Source organism: Ruegeria sp. CH6 (assembly GCF_056537005.1).
In genome coordinates, this window is sequence record NZ_JBQFQS010000015.1 from 18,228 (window position 1) to 39,154 (window position 20,927).

The window sequence follows — 20,927 nt, forward strand, 5'->3', positions numbered from 1 at the left end:
GTCAGGGTTCACTGGGGTTCGAGGTGGACGTTAGTGCAGCAACCCTGCCGCGTCCATGGCAGGAGCGACCAAATTTTCACAGCCGAAATGTCGTTTCCTGACCAAGCTTATAGATCGATCTCGACCACGCCCCCGGCTTCGGCAGCGCGACTCTGACACAGGATCATCGCACCTTCGCGCTGTTTATTGGAAAGGACAAAGTCACGATGCTCAATCTCACCGGAAATCACGCCGCATTTACAGACGCCGCAAATCCCGTCTGCACATTTGACATCCACATGTATGCCCGCCTCATTCAGCACCTGTGCTGCGTCCTTGTCGGCTGGCACTGGAAGCTCGCGGCCCGATTGATTGAGTTTGAGCGTAAACGGATGATTCTCATATTCCGGCTGCTCCGGAACTGAGAAATACTCGAGATGTCGCGCCTCGTCCGGGAAACCCTGCTTTTCAGCGGCCTGGATGACTCCATCCATATAGCGATCGGGTCCGCAGGTGTAGACATGCCATCCCGGCTGATACCCCGACAGAACAACATCCAGATCCACGCGGGTACCTTCATCCGAGAAATGATAGTGTACGCGATCGGCCCACGGCATGGTGGCTAGGTCATCCAGATAACCGGCTCCCTGTCGTGTGCTGGCCGAATAGTGCAGCTCAAAATCTTTGCCCAGCGCATACAGGCGATGTGCAAAAGCGATCATCGGAGTAATGCCGATACCGCCCCCCATCAGGAATGTCTTTGCAGCAGTTTCATCCAGTTCAAAATGGTTGATGGGTTTCGAAATGAAGACCTTGCGCCCCTCGTTGAAGATACGGTGCAGCAACGCTGAACCACCGCGGCCTTCATCTTCTCGCAGCACGCCAATCTGGTATGTGCTGCGATCACACGGATCACCCGACATTGAATACTGTCGCAGAAATTCCGGCGCCACCAGCACGTCCAGATGCGCCCCTGCCGTCCATTCCGGAAGCGGGGCACCGTTCATCGCCGAGAACTCATACTTGGTCACATCAGCGGTCATCTTATCGACTTTGGTCAGTTCCACCCGCATTACCGGTGCATCGCCAGCAATCTGGTATCGATGAACAACTGACATATCGCCTGCCGCCACGCGGGATTTGTATTCGTCCGCTGTGACCATCGCCTCATAAGCGGCAATTCCGGCTTCGCGATCCATCGCAAATGGATAGGGCCAAGGATGTGGGGCGAGGTACGCCGGGTATACCGCCAGTGTCTGATCTTCATATTTCAGATCCAGATCCCTTTGCAGATCGCGCCGGTTCAGCGGCTGCTCTGTCGGTCGATAGGCACCGTCTGACTGCAACTCCAGATCCCACCACCATTTCTTGGTATCGTTCAGCCCACCGTTGCCGACGGCATCGTCCAGCTTCGCCAGAACCGGAGCGGCAGACGGAATGTTCATTGCCGCCCAACGGAACGGGCGCTCCTTGAAAATACCTTCGAGGTTCCATGGGCAGGTTTTCATGCAGCGCCCACACATCGCGCCCCCCGGCGTGGTGATCCTGTAGGTGGCACATTTCTGGCTGTCGGATTTCCAGATTTCGTAACCGTTGAACATCAGTTTCGGTCCAGCGGTGATCGCACCCGAAGGGCATTCGCGTGCGCATTTATTGCAGCTTTCACAAAAGCTCTGCAGGCCGAAATCAATCGGTTTGTCATGTTCCATCGGCATGTCGGTTGTCACGACACCGGATTTGAGGCGTGGGCCCAAATAGGGGTTCAGGATCACCTCACCAATGCGCGAGACCTCTCCCAATCCGCTGAGCAGCAACAGTGGTGGTTGCAGCACTTCACCATCCATCACCGTATGCGCCTTGGCCTTGTAGCCGAGATTCCGGATCTGCTGAGCAATCACGCCGCCCAGCAGCGAGAACCGCAGATAGGCCCGCATGGATTGCGCAACGCTGATCCAATCGTCACCCGAGGCGCCTTCCATGGTTTCATAGCCCTGATCGATTATCATGCTGATCGCCTGATCATGGGGCGGAACGATTTCTTCCCCCGTCGCGTCGTGGGAATACCAGCTCCATTCCGGGCAACGGCTGAGGCCAACAGCATCTACGCCCAGAAAATAGCTTGCTGCCTTGAGGTTCGTGGCATTGCGTGCGGAGTCTTTGGGTTTGCTGACCTCAGCACTTTCGCCATCCTGCAACAGGACAAACGCCCCTAAGGCCCGACGCTGTGCAAAGCTGGGCGCCGCCTTGCGCACATAATAACCACCCTTGGCGCTGTCCTGTAGCGTCTTACCCATATCGCCGAACTGGGCGCGCGCGAACATATCGGCGCGCTTGGGTACCCGCGCGACATTTGCTTCGTCGATGTAAGTGGTCGGATCGTCGACACGTTTGAGGTTCTCAAACGGATGCGCGCCATCCATGTATCGCCGCTTAGCGTAGGGATCGCGGTTCAGGGCATTCTTGGCAAATCCTGCCCCCAGCCACCAGGCTGGGCCTTGCGTTCGAAACCAGGGCTGTTGCGCCATCGGGGCCAGCGGCAGGTCGTGGGCAATATCCATCTCGGTCGTGACTGCCGCCAAACCAAAGCGCCGCCCTAACCAAGGTGCGACCAGCCCATCAACCTCTGACGATACCAGCCCGGTAGCCACGGCAAGTTTGCCCAGGTCAACTTCTGACGACATGGCGGTATGTGCCCGGGCATCAAAGCCAAGCAGGCGAATGTAATTGGCGATGACGACGGCGTTTTCAGTCGCTAGCAGACACGCCCGATGATCCTGAGCATCCAGTATCCAATCCGCGCCAGGCTCAGATGGATCGGGATCTCGGTTGTGTTCATACAGAAATACGATGGCATGACGATGTGTCTCGATCGAACCCGGCGTCGCCTCCATGCTTTCTTTCAGATCGGCCATGATCACATCGATGCCAGAAGCCAGCGTTTTGGTTTGACGCGTCCTCAGCGCATGGGCCAGCCGATCGATATCCGGGTTCCGGCGCGGCGCATCTAGCAACGCCTCGGTTGGCAGGGGCCCACATCCAATCATCGAGGCATCATTGAAATACCCAAAGGCCTTCAGATGGTTTGCCCGCTCAAGCGGATCTGCGGGGACCTCGGACATCACCGTATTTACGAATCCATCCCGGATTGCATCCATCATGGCCTGAAACTCACCCATCGCGTTTACGATGCTTTCGGGTTGCTCGGGGCGATGAAAGCTAACGTCCGGCATAGATGGCACCGAGCCAAGATCCGGCATACCGGACTGACGCACCAGTCGCTCCAGCGGATATGACCCCATATGGACCGGACGGTTTTTGTCTGAGAAAAAGCGGATCCCCATCGCGCGCCTCCTTTGGATGACAGTCACCTATAGCCCGGTGGACAACAAAACCACTCATGACTAGTCATATATGATATGAACAAAACTGATTTTACTGACCTCGATGGCAAAGTCCTACGCACCTTTCTGACGATCCTCGAAGAGAGTTCGGTATCAAAAGCTGCAGACCGACTGGGCGTCACGCAATCGGCAATCAGCCATACACTGGCAAAGCTCAGGCTGGTTCTGGGCGACCCTCTGTTTGTCCGCTCGGGTCAGGGGCTGACCCCGACCGAACGCGCCCTGTCGCTGAAAGAACCGGTTCAACACGTACTGGATGGATTGCGCGCCTTGACGGAAGGGCGCCCATTCGACCCGCTGTCAGAGGAGATCAGCGTCCAGATCGCCACTAACGACATGCCACGTGAACTGGTATTTCCGGAACTCTTGCGGACGGCTCGCGCCGATGGGGCAAGGCTGAAACTGGGCTTCATCCCGTCAGGTGTACCGTCCGCCGACATTCTACGTAGTGACCGATGTCAGCTGATGTTGACGCCACTGCCACCGGACGGCCCGGACATATTTCAGAAGCTCCTGATCACCAGTCCGCTTATGGTTTTCTACGATGGCGACCGGCGCGCGCCGCCAGACAACTGGCGATCTTATTGTGAAAGTGAACATGTCGAAGTGCGCTTTGCAGATGGGCGCAATGCAAGGGCCGTGATGCGTGGCGTCGATCAAAGTCAGATCCGCCCCGCGACCGTAACACTGCCAAATTTCAACGCGATCCCATCCTTCGTAAAGGGCAGCGACCTGATTTCGACCGACACGGCATTGATGAAGAACGGCCCATTGGCGTCACTGGATTGCGCGCCGCTACCTTTCGCGTGTGAACCTGTTTCGATCTACATGGTCTGGCATCAGCGTTCGACAAATGACCCGGCACATCGATGGCTACGCAAACGCATCGAGGCGATCACGGCAGATCTTCAGGCCTGAGAAACAAGCCACTCGCGCAACAATCGCACCAATTCCGGCTGCCGTGGTTTTTTGGGATTAACGACAAAAAACTCGAGGTCCTCCAGCAGCACTTCTGGCAACGGCTGCACCAAATCGCCCGATGCAAGCTCGGATGCCACAAGCGGCTCATTCGCCAGCGCAAACCCCTGACCCGAGATTGCCGCATCTATTGCAAGGCTGGTTTGACTGAAACTCATCATTCGCGGTCTGCCAACTACGCCTGCCCGTTCAAGAAACAATGGCCACAGACCATGCGAGTCGCTGAGCAGCAGATGATCCATCAGCTCAGACGGCTGCGATACGCTCCGTGCAAGTTCAGGATTACAAACCACGACAAACGCAGAGGTGAACAACGGTGTGGCTTCAAGATCAGCAGCGAATGGTGCCCTGCTTTGGCGAACGGCAATATCGATTCCGTCACTTTGGAAGTCAGAAATACGTTCCCGCGCGTCCACCTGAACCGAGATGTCCGGGTGTTTTGCCGTGAAATCCGATATTCGTGGTACCAGCCATTTCGAGGCAAAGCTTGGCGTCACAGATATCGCAATCTTTCGGTTATCCGACAGATCTTCGACAGCCTCTTCGATCAGGCGAAAGGCTCTGCGCAACGGGGAATGGAAGCGGCGACCCGCCTCAGTCAGCCGCAATCCGCGTGGCAAGCGATCAAATAGCTGTTGCCCCAGCCTTGCCTCCAGCGCGCGCACCTGTTGGGCGACCGCACCTTGAGTAACCCCAAGCTCTTCTGCGGCCAGGCGAAAGTTGAGATGTCTGGCGGATGCTTCAAAGGCACGTATGGCGTTGAGTGGGGGAAGAGCGGTCATGACACTAAGCAGTAGATTTTCTACAGCATAGAGGCAGGAGAACTGATTGGTCAAACCCACCCGGAATGCACATTTTGACTGCAGACCTTTAATGGAGAGAACAATGACTGAAAAAGTTGCTCTGATCACCGCAGGCGGCAGTGGCATGGGTGCGGATTCCGCCCGTAGGCTGGCTGCAGATGGATTTAAAGTTGGCATCCTGTCTTCGTCGGGCAAAGGTGAGGCCTTAGCGCATGAGCTTGGTGGCGTCGGCGTTACAGGATCCAACCAGTCCAATGATGACCTCAAGAAACTGGTCGATGCGGCCATGTCGCATTGGGGGCGTGTCGACGTTCTGGTCAACTCCGCCGGCCACGGACCGCGCGCACCAATTCTGGAGCTGACCGATGAGGACTGGCATACAGGGATGGATGTCTACTTCATGAATGCCGTTCGACCGACACGGCTTGTCACCCCGATTATGCAGGCCCAGGGTGGCGGTTCCATCATCAACATCTCGACCTTTGCCGCGTTCGAGCCTGATCCGGTTTTCCCGACATCAGGCGTTTTTCGTGCGGGGCTTGCAGCCTTCACCAAGCTCTATTCCGACAAACATGCAGCCGAGAACATCCGCATGAACAACGTCCTGCCCGGCTTCATCGACAGCTTGCCGGAAAAGGAAGAATTCCGCTCACGTATCCCGATGGGCCGGTATGGTAAAAGCTATGACGAAATCGCTTCGGTCGTTGCTTTGCTTGCTTCCGAGGGGGGCGCATACATCACCGGACAGAATATCCGCGTGGACGGCGGTATTACCCGGTCGGTCTGAAGCTTCAGAACCGTGCCTTGATGAGATGCGTCAGCGCCGCGCCTGTTTCAAAATAGGCGCGGCGAAGTCCTGTCCACTTCTCGTGATATTCGGAAACTTCAGACACTGGTAGTTTGGTCAGATCATCGTTCAAAAGGCTTGCCGCCATCTGACGACCGAACACGGTACCCGGCCCGATTCCACGACCAGAAAATCCGTGCGCAGACAGGGCATTAGGTCCGATCCGTGTGATCTTGGGTATATGATCCGAGGTCATTGCGATGCGCCCATGCCAGCCCTCGGCCAACGGCTGATCCGATAGCTGAGGATAAAGCTCGGCCAACTTGCGTCGCAGCCAGCCAACATGCGCCATCCGACCGGGTCGCTTCAGATCACCCATCCCCCCGATAACCAGACGCCCGCTTTGGTCCATGCGGAACGAGGTCATGATCAGCCCGGTATCCCAGCACCCTTCGCCAGATGGCAATATGCTGGCGCACAGATTGTCCGATAGTGGCGCGGTGGCATACTGGAAATAATACACCGGCACATAATCGGGCGCGGTTTCTTGCAGGCCTGTGTGATACGCATTGGTTGCTTGTATCACGGACTTTGCACGGATGGTTCCGCCTTGTGTGCTCAGGCTCCAGACGCCGTCCACCTGTTGCATCGACCGGACAGGGCTTTGTTCAAATACTTGAGCCCCCGCAGCGATTGCAGCCCGGGCGAGGCCGCGTACATAAGCCAGCGGCTGGATAGTGCCAGCCCGCGGATCCAACAATGCCCCGTGAAACGATGCGCTGCCGGTTCTTTGATCCGCTGTTTCTGCAGACAGCAATTCGACCGGCGCGCCTGATGCCGAAAGTTGCGCATGGCGTTTCTGCAGATCCCGGAAACCCGCAGCCGAATGCGCACAATGTAGCGTTCCGTTCCTTACGGGTTCACAGTCGATCCCATGTTCCTCGATCAATCGAAAAACGTCAGATGGTGCATTACCCAGTAGTTCGATCAACCGATCTCCGGCAGTCTGGCCAAGATGCGCGCGAATTTCATCGGGCGGCAACCACAGGCCTGCGTTCACCAACCCAACGTTCCGCCCTGATCCGCCATGACCGATCTGATGCGCCTCAAGCAAACAAACCGAAGCGCCTGCCTGTGCCGCATGGAGCGCTGCAGAACATCCCGTATAGCCCCCGCCGATGATAGCCAGATCAACCGTAATATCTTCGGACAGCGGGTCCGCGTCGACATGCTCGCGGCTGGTGTTTTGCCAGAGGGTATGTTCGGGGTCGCTCATATCAGACCTCAGTTCAGTTTTCGCGGATCATTAGCGCGGTGTTAGCCTGTTGCAAGCGATCTCTGATCATCCCGGCCCATCGCGATCAACATCGGATGATCTGCTTGCCGCACCTGAAAGGATGCCTTGCCGGACATGCCTTGCCAGTTCGCAAAGACCAACGACTGCGCAACCGCGCCGCCCAGCGTCGCGCCCGGTCCAGTCACGATAAACAGGTCAGGCGCAAACTCGCGTGCGGCAGTCTGAATGGCGCGCGTGAAGTCATAGGTTTCCGTAACCTGATGCCCCAACGTATAGTCCCACAGAGCTTTTGTGTCTGTCGCTCCTGGCCACCAAACCTTGCCACGCCCGTCAATAAGCGGGCGTTCAGGTTGTCCAAACAATTCCACACTCAGCCGGGCCCGCCCTTCCTTTGCAACAGGCTCCTGCAGCCGTGTATGAAATGCCGCATGGTTGGCCAGACGCATCGGAAAACGTTCCTGCACAACGGGTTGGGATGCCTCAAAGGCCTTCAGGCCTTCCTCATTCCCGGCCAGTACCAGCATACCGCCCAGATCGATGGATAGCGCAAGATCGTGCCCCTCCAACGCGTTGATATGTGCCACGTGCGACAGAAGTTCTGCTTTGCGCGCAGGATCGTTCCGCCAGTCTTCATCCACGAATGGATAAACCAATTGCCCACCGATCAGATGCTCCTGCATCAGTGTGCCCATGGTGTTGACCACGCGAAACCCATTCTCGGGGCTCAACGCCCCAGCGGCCGCAAGCGCGATGTACCAACCCATCGAGTTCCCGGTGACCGCGACCACTTCGATATCATCCGCGAGCGCGTGCGCATCAGCAAGGGATGCCGCATAGATCAGGGGCGAGGCCACGTCACCGCGAGAGTACTTTCCGACAGTATAGCGCGTGGCGCTGTCCAGAGCGGTGACCGTTTCCTGAGATTCTCCAGCTCGGATATCGTCATATCGATGGAACATATCCATGCGCGCAGGATGGTGGCGATGCAGGTAGCCCAATTCGGGTTTGTTGTAGGTTCCCCGCCCGGGGCAGATTACGACGGCTGTTCGGGTCATTTCTTTGCTCCGGTCAAAGACAATGCAGCGGCAACAATGCCATCCTTCGACGGCAGTGGTGCAGCATAGGCTGGTCCGGTCGCGATAAAGCAATCTTCGGCCACGACACGCGCGGTCGGAGTGTCACCACCTTCTTCGCAGAACAGGGCCATCAGTGCCTCTGACTGGCTACCAGTGCGCCGACATTCATCGACGATCAGCACATGCTTACATCCTTTGGTGGCTGCCCGCAGCGCATCCGCTGGCAATGGCGCCAACCAGCGCAAGTCGATAATCCGGGTGCTCAGACCAGCCGCCTCAAGCTCTGGCAAAGCCTGCTTCGACAGATAGTGCCCGTTGCCATATGTCACGATGGCCAGATCAGCACCCTCTCCGTGCACTCCAACCTCGCCCAGCGCGATCCGCTGATCCGGAGAGGGATAGGTTGTCATCCATCCCGCATCCTGCGGTTCGTGCAGATCCCGCATCGGATAAAGTGCAATTGGTTCGAGAAAGACAACGACCCGCTGCTCTTCCCGCGCCAACCGCACGCATTCGCGTAACATCTGGGCGGCATCCGCACCATTGGATGGGCATGCAATGATCACGCCAGGGATGTCGCGTAGTACTGCCAGCGAGTTATCATTGTGGAAGTGACCCCCGAACCCTTTCTGATAGCCAAGTCCGGCAATGCGCAGCACCATCGGGTTGGTGAATTGACCATTCGAGAAAAACGGTAATGTGGCTGCCTCGCCCCGGATCTGATCCTCGGCGTTGTGCAGATAGGCAAGGAATTGAATCTCAGGGATCGGAACGAACCCATTGTGCCCCATGCCTATGGCCAGCCCCAGAATGGATTGTTCGTCCAGCAGCGTATCGATCACGCGGTCGGGACCAAAACGTTGCTGCAACTTTTGCGTGACACCATAAACACCGCCCTTGCGGCCCACGTCCTCGCCCATACAGACGACCTCACCATGCTCCAGCATCAGGTCGGTCAGCGCCCAGTTGATCAGACGGCTCATCGGCTGCGGCTCATCCATTGCGCGCATATCGCCGCCAAATGTACTGGCGCGTGCCTCAGCGCTGGGGCCGTTGGTGGGTTTGCAATTGCGTTTGGGTGGGATCAGGCTGGCCATCACTTCCTGTGCATCTGCCAGATGCGGGCGGGATGCTGCCTCAGCAGCTATGCGATCCGTGCGCGCGCAGGTGTCTTCGTAGATTTTGAGGGCCTGATCCGGCGACAATGCACCGGCATGATCCAGAAGGCGCACGGAATGCAGTAGTGGATCATTGGCTTCATCCGCTTCAACCTCGGACTTGCTCAGATAGGTGGTTGGCACATCCGCCCCGGCATGACCATAAAGGCGCACGGTTTTCAGATGCAGGAAGGCTGGCTTGCGACGGGTTCTTACATATTCGGCAGCCTCTTTGGCGACCGCATGAGTTTCGAAGATGTCGAGACCATTGGCCTGAAAATACTTGATGCCCGGCCGGTGCTCCATCGAGGCCTGAATCCAGCCTTTCGGCGTTTTCACCGAAATGCCGATTCCGTTGTCCTCGCACACGAACAGCAACGGCAATGGCGTGGACTGCACGCTGGTCCAACCTGCGGTATTGATCGCCCCCTGTGCTGTCGAGTGATTGGCTGAGGCATCACCGAAAGAACACATGGCAATCCCATCTGAGGGAAGTTCCCGATGTTCGGGATCATGCCGGCGCGCGGCGCCGAGGCTGTAGGCCGCACCGACGGCTTTCGGCAGATGGCTGGCGATTGTCGAGGTCTGGGGCGGAATCGTCAGTGCCTTGGAACCCAGCACCTTGTGCCGCCCGCCCGAGGTCGGATCCTCTTTTGAACAGGCAAAACTCAGCAACATGTCCCAAGCGATCTGTTGACCGGGCACTTGCTCTGCGCGCGCGATCTGAAACGCCGCATCGCGATAGTGCAGGAACGCGATATCAGTCGGGCGCAGCGCATGCGCAACTGCTGCCATTCCCTCATGCCCCGACGAGCCGATCGTATAGAAACCCTGCCCTGCCTTCTGCATGGCCCGGCTGGTGCGATCCAAAGCACGGCTGAGAACCTGTGAGCGAAAGAGCGAAACGGCTTCTGCATCACTCAGGCCCGGTGTTGGCGGGGCGCCTTCAGGGAGGTCACTCTTTGCAACGCGTGTCAGGAAGTTGTCGTGAACGATCTGGGCGCGGTCCATGGCTCGGCCTTTTTAAAATATTATTGTTTCAGAGCGCAGCAACGGCGCGTGCAATGCGGGCAAGCCCTTCGGTCAGGCTATCCGTTGCATAGGCGAAGGACAGGCGCAAATGTCCCGGCATCCCAAAGGCACGACCGGGGACCAGAGCAACACCTGTCTCATCCAGCAGATACCGGCAAAATTCATGATCGACCGGCATTTGCGCGGGGGTCTTGGGGAATACATAAAAGGCTCCGTCCGGCGTCGCGCAGCTAAGCCCGGCTTGGTTTAGTCCACCGACAACCAGATCCCGGCGCGTTTGCATTTCGCTTCGTCGTTCAGCCAGTAGCTCCTGCGGACCGGTAATCGCCTCGAGCGCAGCAGCCTGCGCGATGGAACAGGCGCCTGATGTGATTTGACCCTGTACGGCCACCATCGCCTTGATCAAGGGCGCAGGACCAATCCCCCAGCCAATACGCCAACCGGTCATCGAATAAGCCTTGGACACACCATTCACAATCAGCGTTCGATTTGTCAGGGCGGGAACGGCCTGAACAAAGGGCGTGAAGGGCACATAGGTAAGGTGCTGGTATATTTCGTCCGAGATCACCCAGACCTGAGGGTGATTTTCCAGAACCTTGCCCAGCGCCTGCAATTCAGCCTCAGAATATACTGCGCCGGTTGGGTTTGATGGTGTATTCAGAAGCAGCCATCGGGTCTGCGGTGTGATCGCATTTTCCAGCTGTTCAGGCGTCAGCTTGAAGTCCTGTGAAACAGGGCAATCCAATACAACGGGCACCCCGCCAGCCAATTTCACCATATCCGCGTAACTGGTCCAGAACGGAGCCGTGGTTATCACCTCATCCCCGGGATTGAGCGTCGCCATGAACGCGGCCGACAGCACCTGTTTGGCTCCGGTCGATACGATCACATTTGCCGGTTCTACGCCGGCCTGTCCCGCGATAGCCGCTCGCAGAGCAGGTGTTCCGGCAGTAGCTGGATATCTGGTCTGCCCTTCAAGCGCTGCGCGATGCGCCGCGTCAACCACATGGGGCGGTGTGGGAAAATCAGGCTCACCCGTACTGAGCGCAATGACATCCACACCTTGTGCACGCAATCTTGCGGCGTGCTCGGATATCTGCACGATCTCGGAAAGCTCGATCCTTTCAAGCCGCCCAGCCCGCTGGAATTCATCAACACTGTTCTGAATGGTCATGGCACAAGCTCCGGGTAACGATCAGGTATGGTGTGTATCTCGCTGGAAACGCCGAATTGCCAGTGATATTCCATCCAAAAGGTATGAGGATAAGTCATATGATTGCGCCCCGTCGGTTTCTGCCCTCAATCTCGTCACTGCTGGCTCTTGAAGCTGTGGACAGACTTGGCAGCGCCTCAGCAGCGGCCGAAGAATTGTCCCTAACGCAAAGCGCAATCAGCCGTCAGCTCAAGACCATGGAAGAGCAGTTGGGGGTTGAACTGATCCAGCGAACACAGATGCGTCTGAACCTAACCCCGGCTGCAAAAGAGTATGTGGAAATCGCAAGATCGGCGCTACAGCAACTGGCGCAGGCATCACTAAAGCTGAAGGCAAATCCAACCGGCGGGTCGCTGCATTTGTCGATCTTGCCTGCGTTTGGAATGCACTGGCTGGCACCCCGATTGCAGCATTTTGCCCGTCGGCACCCGGAGGTGACGGTAAACCTGAATACACGCCTCAAACCATTTGATTTTGAGGCTGAGCCCTTCGATGCCGCAATCCACTTTGGCCAGCAGGATTGGGCTGGTGTTAACTATCTGCCCATCATGCGGGAAGAGGTGCTTCCGGTCTGTGCCCCCGATCTATTGCCAGAGAATACCAGCGACATAAACTGGCTGCATGATGCGCCACTGCTGCATCTCGATACCCGCCCGGACGCGTGGGAGAGATGGTTCATGGCGCAGGGCCAGCCCGCTGAAGGCGTTCGCGGCATGTTGTTTGATCAGTTCTCGACCATGATCCAGGCAACCATTCATGGGTTGGGCGTCGCCCTACTGCCCAGCTACCTTGTGACCGAAGACCTGAACAACGGACGGTTAGCGCTTGCATGGGACGGTCCCCCGGTGAGCCTTGGAGACTATTATCTTGTCTGGCCGCAACGGCAGGCAGAGTCAGAACCACTGAAGTCATTTCTGAAATGGTTGAAAGGACAGCTTCGTCAGCCTGAATAGTATCGGCCAAGCTTCACCCCAGAAGCTTGGCCGAAAGAATGCGCTGTGACGCACGATGATACGAGGGACTTTGCCTCAGATGTCCATCGAGCGCGCGATGAGCTCCTTCATCACTTCGTTTGTTCCGCCATAGATCATCTGCACCCGGGCATCCGCGTAAAGACGCGCGATGGGATATTCCATCATGAAGCCGTAGCCACCAAAGAGCTGCAGGCATTCATGCATGACCTCGTTCTGAACTTCCGAACCCCAGTACTTGACCATCGACGCGGTTGCCGCGTCCAACTCGCCCGCCTCAAGCTTGGCGATGCAATCGTTGACAAAGCTGCGCAGAACTTCGGCTTTGGTCTTGCACTCGGCCAGTTTGAACCGCGTGTTCTGGAAATCCATGACGCGTTGACCGAAAGCCTTGCGCTCCTGCACGTACTTCACGGTTTCAGCGATGGCAAAATCGATCGCGCCCAGCGCCATGATACCGATTGTCAGGCGCTCCCAGGGCAACTGCTTCATCAGCTGATAAAAGCCCTGCCCCTCTTCCGGGCCGATGAGGTTGGTCATCGGAACTTTGACGTCCTCAAAGAACAGTTCGGCCGTGTCATTTGCCTTCATGCCAAGCTTCTTGAGGTTTCGCCCTCGGCGGAACCCTTCGGCACCGTCAGTTTCGACTGCAATCAGAGAAACGCCTTTGGCACCCTGAGTTTTGTCAGTCTTGGCAACAACGATCACCAGATCAGCAGTCTGTCCATTGGTGATGAAAATCTTGGAGCCGTTGATGCGATATGAGTTGCCATCTTTTTCAGCTGTCGTCCGAACTGCCTGCAGGTCCGACCCTGTGCCGGGCTCTGTCATGGCAATCGCACCGACCATTTCGCCAGATGCCAGTTTAGGCAGCCATTTCTGCTTTTGGTCCTCGCTGCCATAGGCGGTGATGTAATGGGTCACGATCGATTGGATGCCATATCCCCAACCAGCATCCCCGCGAGAGGTCTGCTCATAGATCGTGACCGAGTCAAAGCCCATGCCACCGCCGACGCCGCCGTATTCTTCGTCAATGGCACCAGCCATCAGACCGGCTGCACCTGCTTTGTGCCAGAAATCCCGATCCACAACGCCATTGTCGACCCAGTTTTCAATGTTGGGAACCAGTTCATCATCCATGAACCGGCCTGCCATCTCGGCAAACATCCGGTGTTCGTCAGTAACCCATGCGGCGGTGCTGGAAAAAAGCGACATATCTCGTCTCCGATCTAAAGTTACCGGAAGGCTACCTTTCACCGCGATTCCAGCCAATCCGTGTGACGTGGCGTCCCGCTTCTTCGCAACGTAACGTTCTTTAAACTCAATGAATGGACGGACAAACCGGCTCAGCTCTTCCACAAAATCAGTAAATTGCAGATTTCAGCTAGGTTTGATCCGTCACGCCAGTGCGTTATCCAGCAGAACCTGCGCGGCCTCTTTGGCATCCTGTGCTGGATCGCAGCTTTTCAGCAGCACCGCCGTCACGATTGCCCCCTCTTTCAGGAGCAGCAACTGGCAACCCAGCTTTTCGGGATTTCGCGCGCCCGCCTTGCGGGCGAGCTCTGTGAAGTACTCTAACAAAGCCCGCTTGTGTTCGGCGGCCTGTACATGAATCGGATGATCTTTGTCCTGATACTCAGCGCCTGCTTTGATGAACATGCAGCCCCGGAAACTGTCTTCCTCGAACCACTCTTTCAGCGCATCGAAACTGGCAATCAGTTGTTCAGCGGGCGTATCGGCAAGCTCCTCAATCCGGCGCAGAAACCAGTTGCGGAAGTTTTCGTCCCGCAACCTCAGGGCTGCCAGAATAAGCTCCTCTTTGGTGCGGAAGTGTTTGTACATCGAGGTTTTTGAAACCCCGGTTTCCGCAACAAGCTTGTCCATGCCGGTTGCGTGAAATCCATCACGATAAAAGACCTGCAGCGCCTTTCGCACCAGCTCATCTCGTTTGTTGGGGCGCATGATTCGGCTCCTTGGTGTACTGATCAGTACATATTGTCGCGAGCGACGCGTTGCAATGACTCCATGCAAGCCATTGAATTCAAACAATCTAATCACAGGCAAAACTAGAGTTTCAAAGAAATTTCCAAAGGATACTTGAAAAAGTTAACCGATCGGTACATTTACTTGCTTAAGTTTACCGATCTGTACACCCAGGATTAAACCCATGCGCCGTTACCCCAACCCATTTTCATCTCAGTATCTTCCACTGCTTTTAACCCTGGCCCTTCTGGCCGCCTCACTGACCTGAAAGATCCAAGATGAAACGACCACCCCTGCCTCCATTCACGCTTGAAACAGCTTCTCAAAAAGTACGAATGGCTGAGAATGCCTGGAACAGCCGTGATCCGGATGTCGTTACGCCTGCCTATACCGACGACAGCCGATGGCGGAATCGTGCAGAATTTCTTGCAGGTCACGCCGACATCCATGCCTTCCTGACCCGCAAATGGCACAAGGAGCTGGAATATCGACTGATCAAAGAACTGTGGGCCTTTTCAGGAAACCGCATTGCGGTGCGCTATGCTTATGAATGGCACGACGACAGCGGTCAGTGGTTCCGATCTTATGGCAACGAAAACTGGGAGTTTGCCGAAGATGGCAGAATGGCGCATCGCCATGCCTCATTGAACGACCTCCCGATTACCGAAGGCGAACGGCTGTATCACTGGCTGCTCGGGCCACGCCCCGATGACCACCCCGGCCTGACTGAACTGGGTCTTTGAAAGGACACAACATGCCCCGCGCTTTTTCCGAACTGACCTTCACCCCCGCCGTCCGCGCCCATCAGGAGCGTATGGGTTCAGCTGCGTCCTATTCAAAGTTCATTGAAGGCGGCCCACAGCAGGGTCATCAGATCGGTGACGCCGAAAAGGCATTCATCCAAGCGCGGGATGGGTTCTATCAATCCACCGTTTCCGAAACCGGGTGGCCATATGTACAGTATCGCGGCGGACCGATCGGATTTCTGAAGGTGCTGGGTCCGACCACTATCGGATACGCCGACTTTTCCGGCAACAAACAGTATATTTCCCGGGGAAATCTGGACGGCAACGATCGGATCGCAATGATCCTGATGGACTATGCCAACCAACGTCGCCTGAAGATTTTGGGGCGGGTTGAGTTCACCGAAGGTGAAACTGCGGCAGCCAGCTTGTACCCGGAGGACGCGGATGCTCCGGCGGAACGCGCCGTTCTCATCCGGGTCGAAGCGCTCGACTGGAATTGTCCGCGCCATATTACGCCCCGGTTTACCGAAGCTGAGCTGCGCCCGCACCTTAACACACTAGGGCAACAACTTGCCCAGCTACAAAACGAAAATGAGCGCCTTAAGCAAGAGCTGGCCAAGCGGGCATGATCAGTCCCGAAAACCCGCAATACCGAAAGTAATTTTAGATAAAGGTTTGTTTGTCATGCTACGATCAGCATTGAATGTTGCCGCCATAGCACTGGTTGGCTGCGCGTTTTCAATTGCCATTATGATGTTTGGCTTTTTCGCCTCGCCTGAAGCTGTACGAACATCGCCGCCCTTTCTCTACAACACATTGCTGCTGGATCAGCTAAAGCGGCGATAAAAGGCCCTCGGCTCAGTCGTTCTTGGCAGAAGCAGCCATTGCCTCAATACCTGCTGTACAAAATTCAACAAGCTGATCGATGCCACTCAATTCTCCGCCTTTGGACAAAGCTTCCACTCGCCAAGCACTGTTCAGATGAGCCAGCACAGCCGATACAGAGTAAATCTGCCCGCTTGCCAGCAAGGCGGGATCGACGCCGGGATACAAGTCTGAAATCTCCGCGATGAACCTTTGCGCTGTCGGATCGAAACACTCGGCTGCAATTTCGCGCCAGCGTGGATCGACCGAAACATGTGCCACCAGACGCCCATAAGACATCCATCCGGGTCCACCTGCCTCGGCCAGCGTCACATAGGGTCTGATGAAACAATCCAGAATTTGGCGCACGGTCAGCGCCCCTTTGGCTTTCGCCTCAGTCAGCGCCGCAATCCTGAGACCGGCCAGTTCGTCTGCACGACGCGCAACGGTTCTATAAAACAGCTCCTCTTTAGTGCCGCCGTGATGCTGCACCAGTCCGACCTGCACCCCCGCCTTTGCCGCAATATCGCGGATTGATGCCCCCTCGAATCCCCGTTCCGCAAATAGGGTTTCAGCCGCATCCAGAATCTTTGCCCTGGTCTGCAGTGACCGCTGCGATGGCGCTCTTTTCCTTGGTTTTTCGGTGTTTTTCAGAGTCATAATTTTCATCTTGCCTTATTTTATACGATCGTTCAATTTAAACCTCAAGAACAGGGGAGGGTTCATGACACAATCACGTGAGGCATTCGCCTTGATCGGGGCGGGTCCGATGGGGCTGGCTGCGGCTAAGGTTCTGAAAGAACAGGGCATCCCCTTTCAGGGATTCGAGCTGCATTCGGATGTGGGTGGTTTGTGGGACATCGATGGCCCCAAATCGACCATGTACGAAACGGCGCATCTGATCTCATCCAAGCGGATGACCGAATTCGCTGACTTCCCAATGGAGGATGCGGTCGCTGAATACCCATCTCATCGTGCGATGCGCGACTATTTTCGCGCCTTTGCAGACAACTTTGGACTGCGCGACCACTACAAGTTCAACACCGAGGTCACCAAAGTCTCTCCTCTGGGAGCACCCGGCGATGGCTGGCATGTCAGCTGGCGCGATCAGGATGGTGAGCATGAAGCTGAATTTGCCGGAGTTCTGATCGCCAACGGCACCCTGTCCGAGCCCAACATGCCGGAATTTCCCGGCACCTTTGATGGCGAGCTGATCCACGCATCTGAGTATCGCTACCCCAGTCAGTTCGATGGCAAACGCGTGCTGGTTGTCGGCGCAGGAAACTCGGGCTGCGACATTGCGGTGGACGCCATTCACCACGCAGAGCTTTGCGATCTGTCGATGCGGCGCGGCTATTACTTTGTTCCCAAATATGTCTTCGGCAAACCTGCTGACACGATGGGGGGCATGATCCGCCTGCCCATGTGGCTAAAACGCAAAGTCGACAGCTTGATCCTTGGCTGGTTCGTCGGCGATCCGCAGAAATACGGTTTTCCCAAACCGGACTACAAGCTCTACGAAAGTCACCCGGTGGTGAATTCTCTGGTGCTTTATCACGCAGGCCATGGCGATCTGCGCATTCAGCCCGACATCGACAAGATCGACGGCAAAACGGTCCATTTCAAAGACGGCAGCAGCGAAGATTACGACATGATCCTCGCCGCAACCGGATACAAGCTGCATTACCCCTTCATCGACCCGAACCTGTTGAACTGGCAGGGCGATGCACCTCATCTCTATCTCAACTCCATGCACCCGGAACGCGATGACCTGTTCGTTCTGGGCATGATCGAAGCAACCGGATTGGGCTGGCAGGGACGGCACGAGCAGGCCGAGATGGTGGCGCGCTACATAAAAGGCATTCGGAACGGCTGCCCCGTCGCTGCTGAGCTGAAAGTCAAAAAACAAGAAAACTATGAGCGCGCCACCGGAGGCATGAACTACCTCAAGCTCGCCCGCATGGCCTATTACGTCGATAAGGCGACCTATCGCAAAGCGGTTACCGGCTGGATCGAACGGTTCAGGAAAGCCGCGACATGACCGGCATCGACGAGATTACGCTGAACTTCAGCCCCGCATCGTTGACGCTGTTGAACGCGATTTTGGCGATTGTGATGTTCTCGATTGCCATTGATCTCACGCCTCGGGATTTTGACCGCCTGCGTCGAGCGCCAAAACCTGTTGTTGTCGGGTTGGTTTCTCAGTTTGTCGTGTTGCCCGCTTTGACCTTTGCTCTGGTCTGGCTTGTTGCGCCACGCCCGTCGATTGCGCTGGGACTGATCCTTGTTGCGGCGTGTCCCGGCGGCAATATCTCGAACTTCATCACACATCGGGCTGGCGGGAATGCGGCCTTGTCCGTTTCAATGACCGCCTTCGCGACCGTCGGCGCGATTGTCATGACACCGTTCAACATCGCCCTTTGGGGTGGGCTGTATCCACCAACACGGGAAATCCTGCAACAAACCGAAATCGATCCGGTCCAAATCGCGATCATCGTTGGGCTGATGCTGATCCTGCCACTGGTTCTGGGCGTCACTCTGAACCAGCGCCGCCCGGACCTGACCGCGCGACTGCGGGTACCGCTGCAGTATCTTTCAATGGGCATCTTCGTGGCCTTCATCATACTCGCTCTGGCGGCCAACTGGGGGTTCTTCCTGAGCTACGCCGGAGCTGTCGCCGGGCTTGTGATCCTTCACAATGCATTGGCTCTGGGGGGCGGTTGGGTCGTTGCCACTCTGACCCGGCTGTCCCCTTACGACCGCCGCGCCGTAACCATTGAGACGGGCATTCAGAATTCAGGCCTCGGGCTTGTATTGATATTCGCCTTTTTCCACGGGCTGGGGGGCATGGCCGTGGTTGCTGCGTTCTGGGGAATCTGGCATGCGATCTCGGGCTTGGCGTTGGCATCCGTCATGGCCAGAACCGAGGCTGCGCAATGACACGTATCCTTATCACCGGCGCTGCGGGCATGGTGGGACACGCGCTTCTGTCCGAGCTGAAAGACCATCAGGTTTTTGCTACCGACCTGCATCGCCCGGACTTCATGCCGGATGAAGTCACCTATCTGCGGATGGACGTCACAACGGGTGAACCCGCACGGGTCATTTCGAAGGTCAAGCCGGACGTCATCGTGCATCTGGCGTCGATCGTCACCCCTCAACTGAAGATGGGGCGCGAAACTGCATATGCAGTGGATGTCGAGGGAACACGCAAGGTTGTAAACGCGGCCATTGCCAATGGTGTACGACGGCTGGTGGTCACCTCGTCTGGTGCCGCGTATGGCTATCATGCCGACAACCGGGTTCCGTTGCGCGAGCAGGATCCTCTGCGCGGAAACCCTGAGTTTCCCTATTCAGATCACAAGCGACAAGTCGAGGAGCTGCTGGCCGAGGCACGAAAGCTGGCCCCAGAACTCGAGCAGGTCGTTCTACGTGTCGGTACGGTGCTGGGCGAAGGTACGGAAAACCAGATCACGGCCTTGTTTCACAAACCCCGGCTGCTGGCGGTATCAGGAAGTGAAAGCCCGTTTGTCTTCATCTGGACCCGCGATTTGGCCCGCATTCTCAAACGTGCAGCAACCGACGGACCCGCAGGCATCTATAACGTTGCCGGAGACGGAGCGCTTGGTGTCAGCGATCTGGCCAAAGCTATGAACAAGTCCGTTCTGCGCTTGCCGCCCTGGTCGCTGAAGGCTGCCCTCTCGATCGCACGTCCGCTTGGGTTGTCGCGCTATGGCCCCGAACAGGTCAGGTTTCTGCAATACCGCCCTGTTCTGGACAATACCGCTTTGAAATCCGAATTCGGCTATACGCCCGAAAAGACCAGCGCCGAAGTTTTTGATCTCTGGAAGCAGCAGGCAGGCCTATGAAGACAGCAGTGATATCTGGTGGAGCCGGCGGATTGGGTCAGGCCTTGTCAGCCGCGCTGCAAGCGCGCGGATGGCGCGTTGTGTTGCTTGACTTGGATGTGTCAGGATTATCGACAACGCGCTCGCAACTGCCGATCGCGTGCGACCTGACCAAACAGGATCAACTGGCCAAAGCGGTCGAAGAAACCATCTCCACGAGCGAAACGATCGATCTGGTCATATACAACGCGGGCATCACGCAAATCTGCGGCTTTGATCAGTCCGATGATGCAAGCCATCGCAAAGTGTTCGAGATCAACTATTTCGCGGCCGTCGCCATGGCGCGTGAGTTTCTTTCAGAAATTCGCGCATCCAAAGGTACGCATTTGGCGATCTCTTCGGTGGCAGGATTTGCACCCTTGTATCATCGTACTGCTTATGCTGCGTCCAAACACGCTTTGGAAGGGTTCTTTAAATCGCTGCGATCAGAAGAAAAACCGCATGGCGTTCAGGTCCACCTCGCGGCTCCTTCCTTTGTTTCGACCAATCCGGGTAACGCCGACAGGCAAGCTGATGGAACGGCGCGTCCGGGATCAGCGGCGGACGGGATGGATGAAATGAGTCCCGCAGATGCAGCAGCCACCATTTTGCGCGGTCTGGACAAATCGCAGCCATCCATACCTGTCGGACGGGTCGCACGGCTTGCATGGTGGCTCAATCGCCTCTCCCCGCGCCTATACCAGCATTTGATGGAGCGAAACATTCGCGGGCAGTGAGACCTTAGAGAAACTT

Annotated in this window: 18 protein-coding genes; 9 read left to right on the plus strand and 9 right to left on the minus strand. The window is 56.6% G+C overall.

Features of this window, described 5'->3' with window-relative positions:
- Positions 1–107: 107 nt before the first annotated feature.
- Positions 108–3,320: a reductive dehalogenase gene (locus ACR0CW_RS20435; RefSeq protein WP_480789174.1), complete on the minus strand. Its 3,213-nt coding sequence runs from the start codon at positions 3,318–3,320 to the stop codon at positions 108–110.
- Positions 3,321–3,395: 75 nt separating this feature from the next.
- Here ACR0CW_RS20435 and ACR0CW_RS20440 point away from each other — a divergent pair, with 75 nt between their 5' ends.
- The gene (locus tag ACR0CW_RS20440; RefSeq protein WP_480789175.1) at positions 3,396–4,298 is read left to right on the plus strand and encodes a LysR family transcriptional regulator; all 903 of its coding nucleotides are present in this window, start codon (positions 3,396–3,398) and stop codon (positions 4,296–4,298) included.
- On the opposite strand, the gene ACR0CW_RS20445 is transcribed toward ACR0CW_RS20440, so the two are convergent.
- Positions 4,289–5,140: a LysR substrate-binding domain-containing protein gene (locus ACR0CW_RS20445; protein WP_480789176.1), complete on the minus strand. Its 852-nt coding sequence runs from the start codon at positions 5,138–5,140 to the stop codon at positions 4,289–4,291. The two genes, ACR0CW_RS20440 and ACR0CW_RS20445, sit on opposite strands and share 10 nt — an antisense overlap.
- A gap of 103 nt (positions 5,141–5,243) precedes the next feature.
- On the opposite strand from ACR0CW_RS20445, the gene ACR0CW_RS20450 reads away from it, so the two are divergent.
- Positions 5,244–5,948, plus strand: a complete 705-nt coding sequence (locus ACR0CW_RS20450; RefSeq protein WP_155142961.1) for an SDR family oxidoreductase — start codon at positions 5,244–5,246, stop codon at positions 5,946–5,948.
- A 4-nt stretch (positions 5,949–5,952) separates the two neighbouring features.
- On the opposite strand, the gene ACR0CW_RS20455 is transcribed toward ACR0CW_RS20450, so the two are convergent.
- The 4 genes from ACR0CW_RS20455 to ACR0CW_RS20470 are packed head-to-tail and all read right to left on the minus strand — an operon-like array spanning position 5,953 to position 11,684.
- Positions 5,953–7,224: an NAD(P)/FAD-dependent oxidoreductase gene (locus tag ACR0CW_RS20455; protein WP_480789177.1), complete on the minus strand. Its 1,272-nt coding sequence runs from the start codon at positions 7,222–7,224 to the stop codon at positions 5,953–5,955.
- A 41-nt stretch (positions 7,225–7,265) separates the two neighbouring features.
- Positions 7,266–8,300, minus strand: coding sequence for an ACP S-malonyltransferase (locus ACR0CW_RS20460; RefSeq protein ID WP_480789178.1), 1,035 nt, complete (start codon positions 8,298–8,300; stop codon positions 7,266–7,268).
- On the minus strand, positions 8,297–10,489 hold the full coding sequence (locus ACR0CW_RS20465) for a dehydrogenase E1 component subunit alpha/beta (RefSeq protein ID WP_480789179.1): 2,193 nt from the start codon (positions 10,487–10,489) through the stop codon (positions 8,297–8,299). The genes ACR0CW_RS20460 and ACR0CW_RS20465 overlap by 4 nt, the downstream gene beginning before the upstream one ends.
- Positions 10,490–10,517: 28 nt before the next feature.
- Complete coding sequence (locus ACR0CW_RS20470) at positions 10,518–11,684, minus strand: pyridoxal phosphate-dependent aminotransferase (RefSeq protein ID WP_480789180.1); 1,167 nt, start codon at positions 11,682–11,684, stop codon at positions 10,518–10,520.
- Between the two features lie 98 nt (positions 11,685–11,782).
- On the opposite strand from ACR0CW_RS20470, the gene ACR0CW_RS20475 reads away from it, so the two are divergent.
- Positions 11,783–12,676, plus strand: a complete 894-nt coding sequence (locus ACR0CW_RS20475) for a LysR substrate-binding domain-containing protein (RefSeq protein ID WP_480789181.1) — start codon at positions 11,783–11,785, stop codon at positions 12,674–12,676.
- 75 nt (positions 12,677–12,751) lie between these two features.
- Here the strand turns inward: ACR0CW_RS20475 and ACR0CW_RS20480 are convergent, their stop codons facing one another.
- Both ACR0CW_RS20480 and ACR0CW_RS20485 read right to left on the minus strand, forming a co-directional pair.
- Entirely contained in the window at positions 12,752–13,909 is a 1,158-nt protein-coding gene (locus tag ACR0CW_RS20480; protein WP_170337036.1) for an acyl-CoA dehydrogenase family protein, read from the minus strand.
- Positions 13,910–14,092: 183 nt separating this feature from the next.
- Complete coding sequence (locus ACR0CW_RS20485) at positions 14,093–14,656, minus strand: TetR/AcrR family transcriptional regulator (protein ID WP_480789182.1); 564 nt, start codon at positions 14,654–14,656, stop codon at positions 14,093–14,095.
- A 299-nt stretch (positions 14,657–14,955) separates the two neighbouring features.
- Here ACR0CW_RS20485 and ACR0CW_RS20490 point away from each other — a divergent pair, with 299 nt between their 5' ends.
- Positions 14,956–15,420: a nuclear transport factor 2 family protein gene (locus tag ACR0CW_RS20490; RefSeq protein WP_480789183.1), complete on the plus strand. Its 465-nt coding sequence runs from the start codon at positions 14,956–14,958 to the stop codon at positions 15,418–15,420.
- Between the two features lie 11 nt (positions 15,421–15,431).
- Entirely contained in the window at positions 15,432–16,052 is a 621-nt protein-coding gene (locus ACR0CW_RS20495; protein WP_480789184.1) for a pyridoxamine 5'-phosphate oxidase family protein, read from the plus strand.
- Positions 16,053–16,281: 229 nt separating this feature from the next.
- On the opposite strand, the gene ACR0CW_RS20500 is transcribed toward ACR0CW_RS20495, so the two are convergent.
- Positions 16,282–16,947, minus strand: coding sequence for a TetR/AcrR family transcriptional regulator (locus ACR0CW_RS20500; RefSeq protein WP_480789185.1), 666 nt, complete (start codon positions 16,945–16,947; stop codon positions 16,282–16,284).
- A gap of 64 nt (positions 16,948–17,011) precedes the next feature.
- On the opposite strand from ACR0CW_RS20500, the gene ACR0CW_RS20505 reads away from it, so the two are divergent.
- From ACR0CW_RS20505 to ACR0CW_RS20520, 4 genes are read left to right on the plus strand one after another with little or no spacing between them, the layout of a single operon-like run.
- Positions 17,012–18,328, plus strand: coding sequence for a flavin-containing monooxygenase (locus ACR0CW_RS20505; RefSeq protein WP_480789186.1), 1,317 nt, complete (start codon positions 17,012–17,014; stop codon positions 18,326–18,328).
- Positions 18,325–19,227 carry a bile acid:sodium symporter family protein gene (locus ACR0CW_RS20510; RefSeq protein WP_480789187.1) on the plus strand — a complete coding sequence of 301 codons (903 nt, stop codon included), beginning with the start codon at positions 18,325–18,327 and terminating at the stop codon, positions 19,225–19,227. Before ACR0CW_RS20505 ends, ACR0CW_RS20510 begins: the two co-directional genes overlap by 4 nt.
- Complete coding sequence (locus ACR0CW_RS20515) at positions 19,224–20,156, plus strand: SDR family oxidoreductase (protein ID WP_480789188.1); 933 nt, start codon at positions 19,224–19,226, stop codon at positions 20,154–20,156. Before ACR0CW_RS20510 ends, ACR0CW_RS20515 begins: the two co-directional genes overlap by 4 nt.
- Complete coding sequence (locus ACR0CW_RS20520; protein WP_480789189.1) at positions 20,153–20,911, plus strand: SDR family NAD(P)-dependent oxidoreductase; 759 nt, start codon at positions 20,153–20,155, stop codon at positions 20,909–20,911. The genes ACR0CW_RS20515 and ACR0CW_RS20520 overlap by 4 nt, the downstream gene beginning before the upstream one ends.
- Positions 20,912–20,927: the final 16 nt, after the last annotated feature.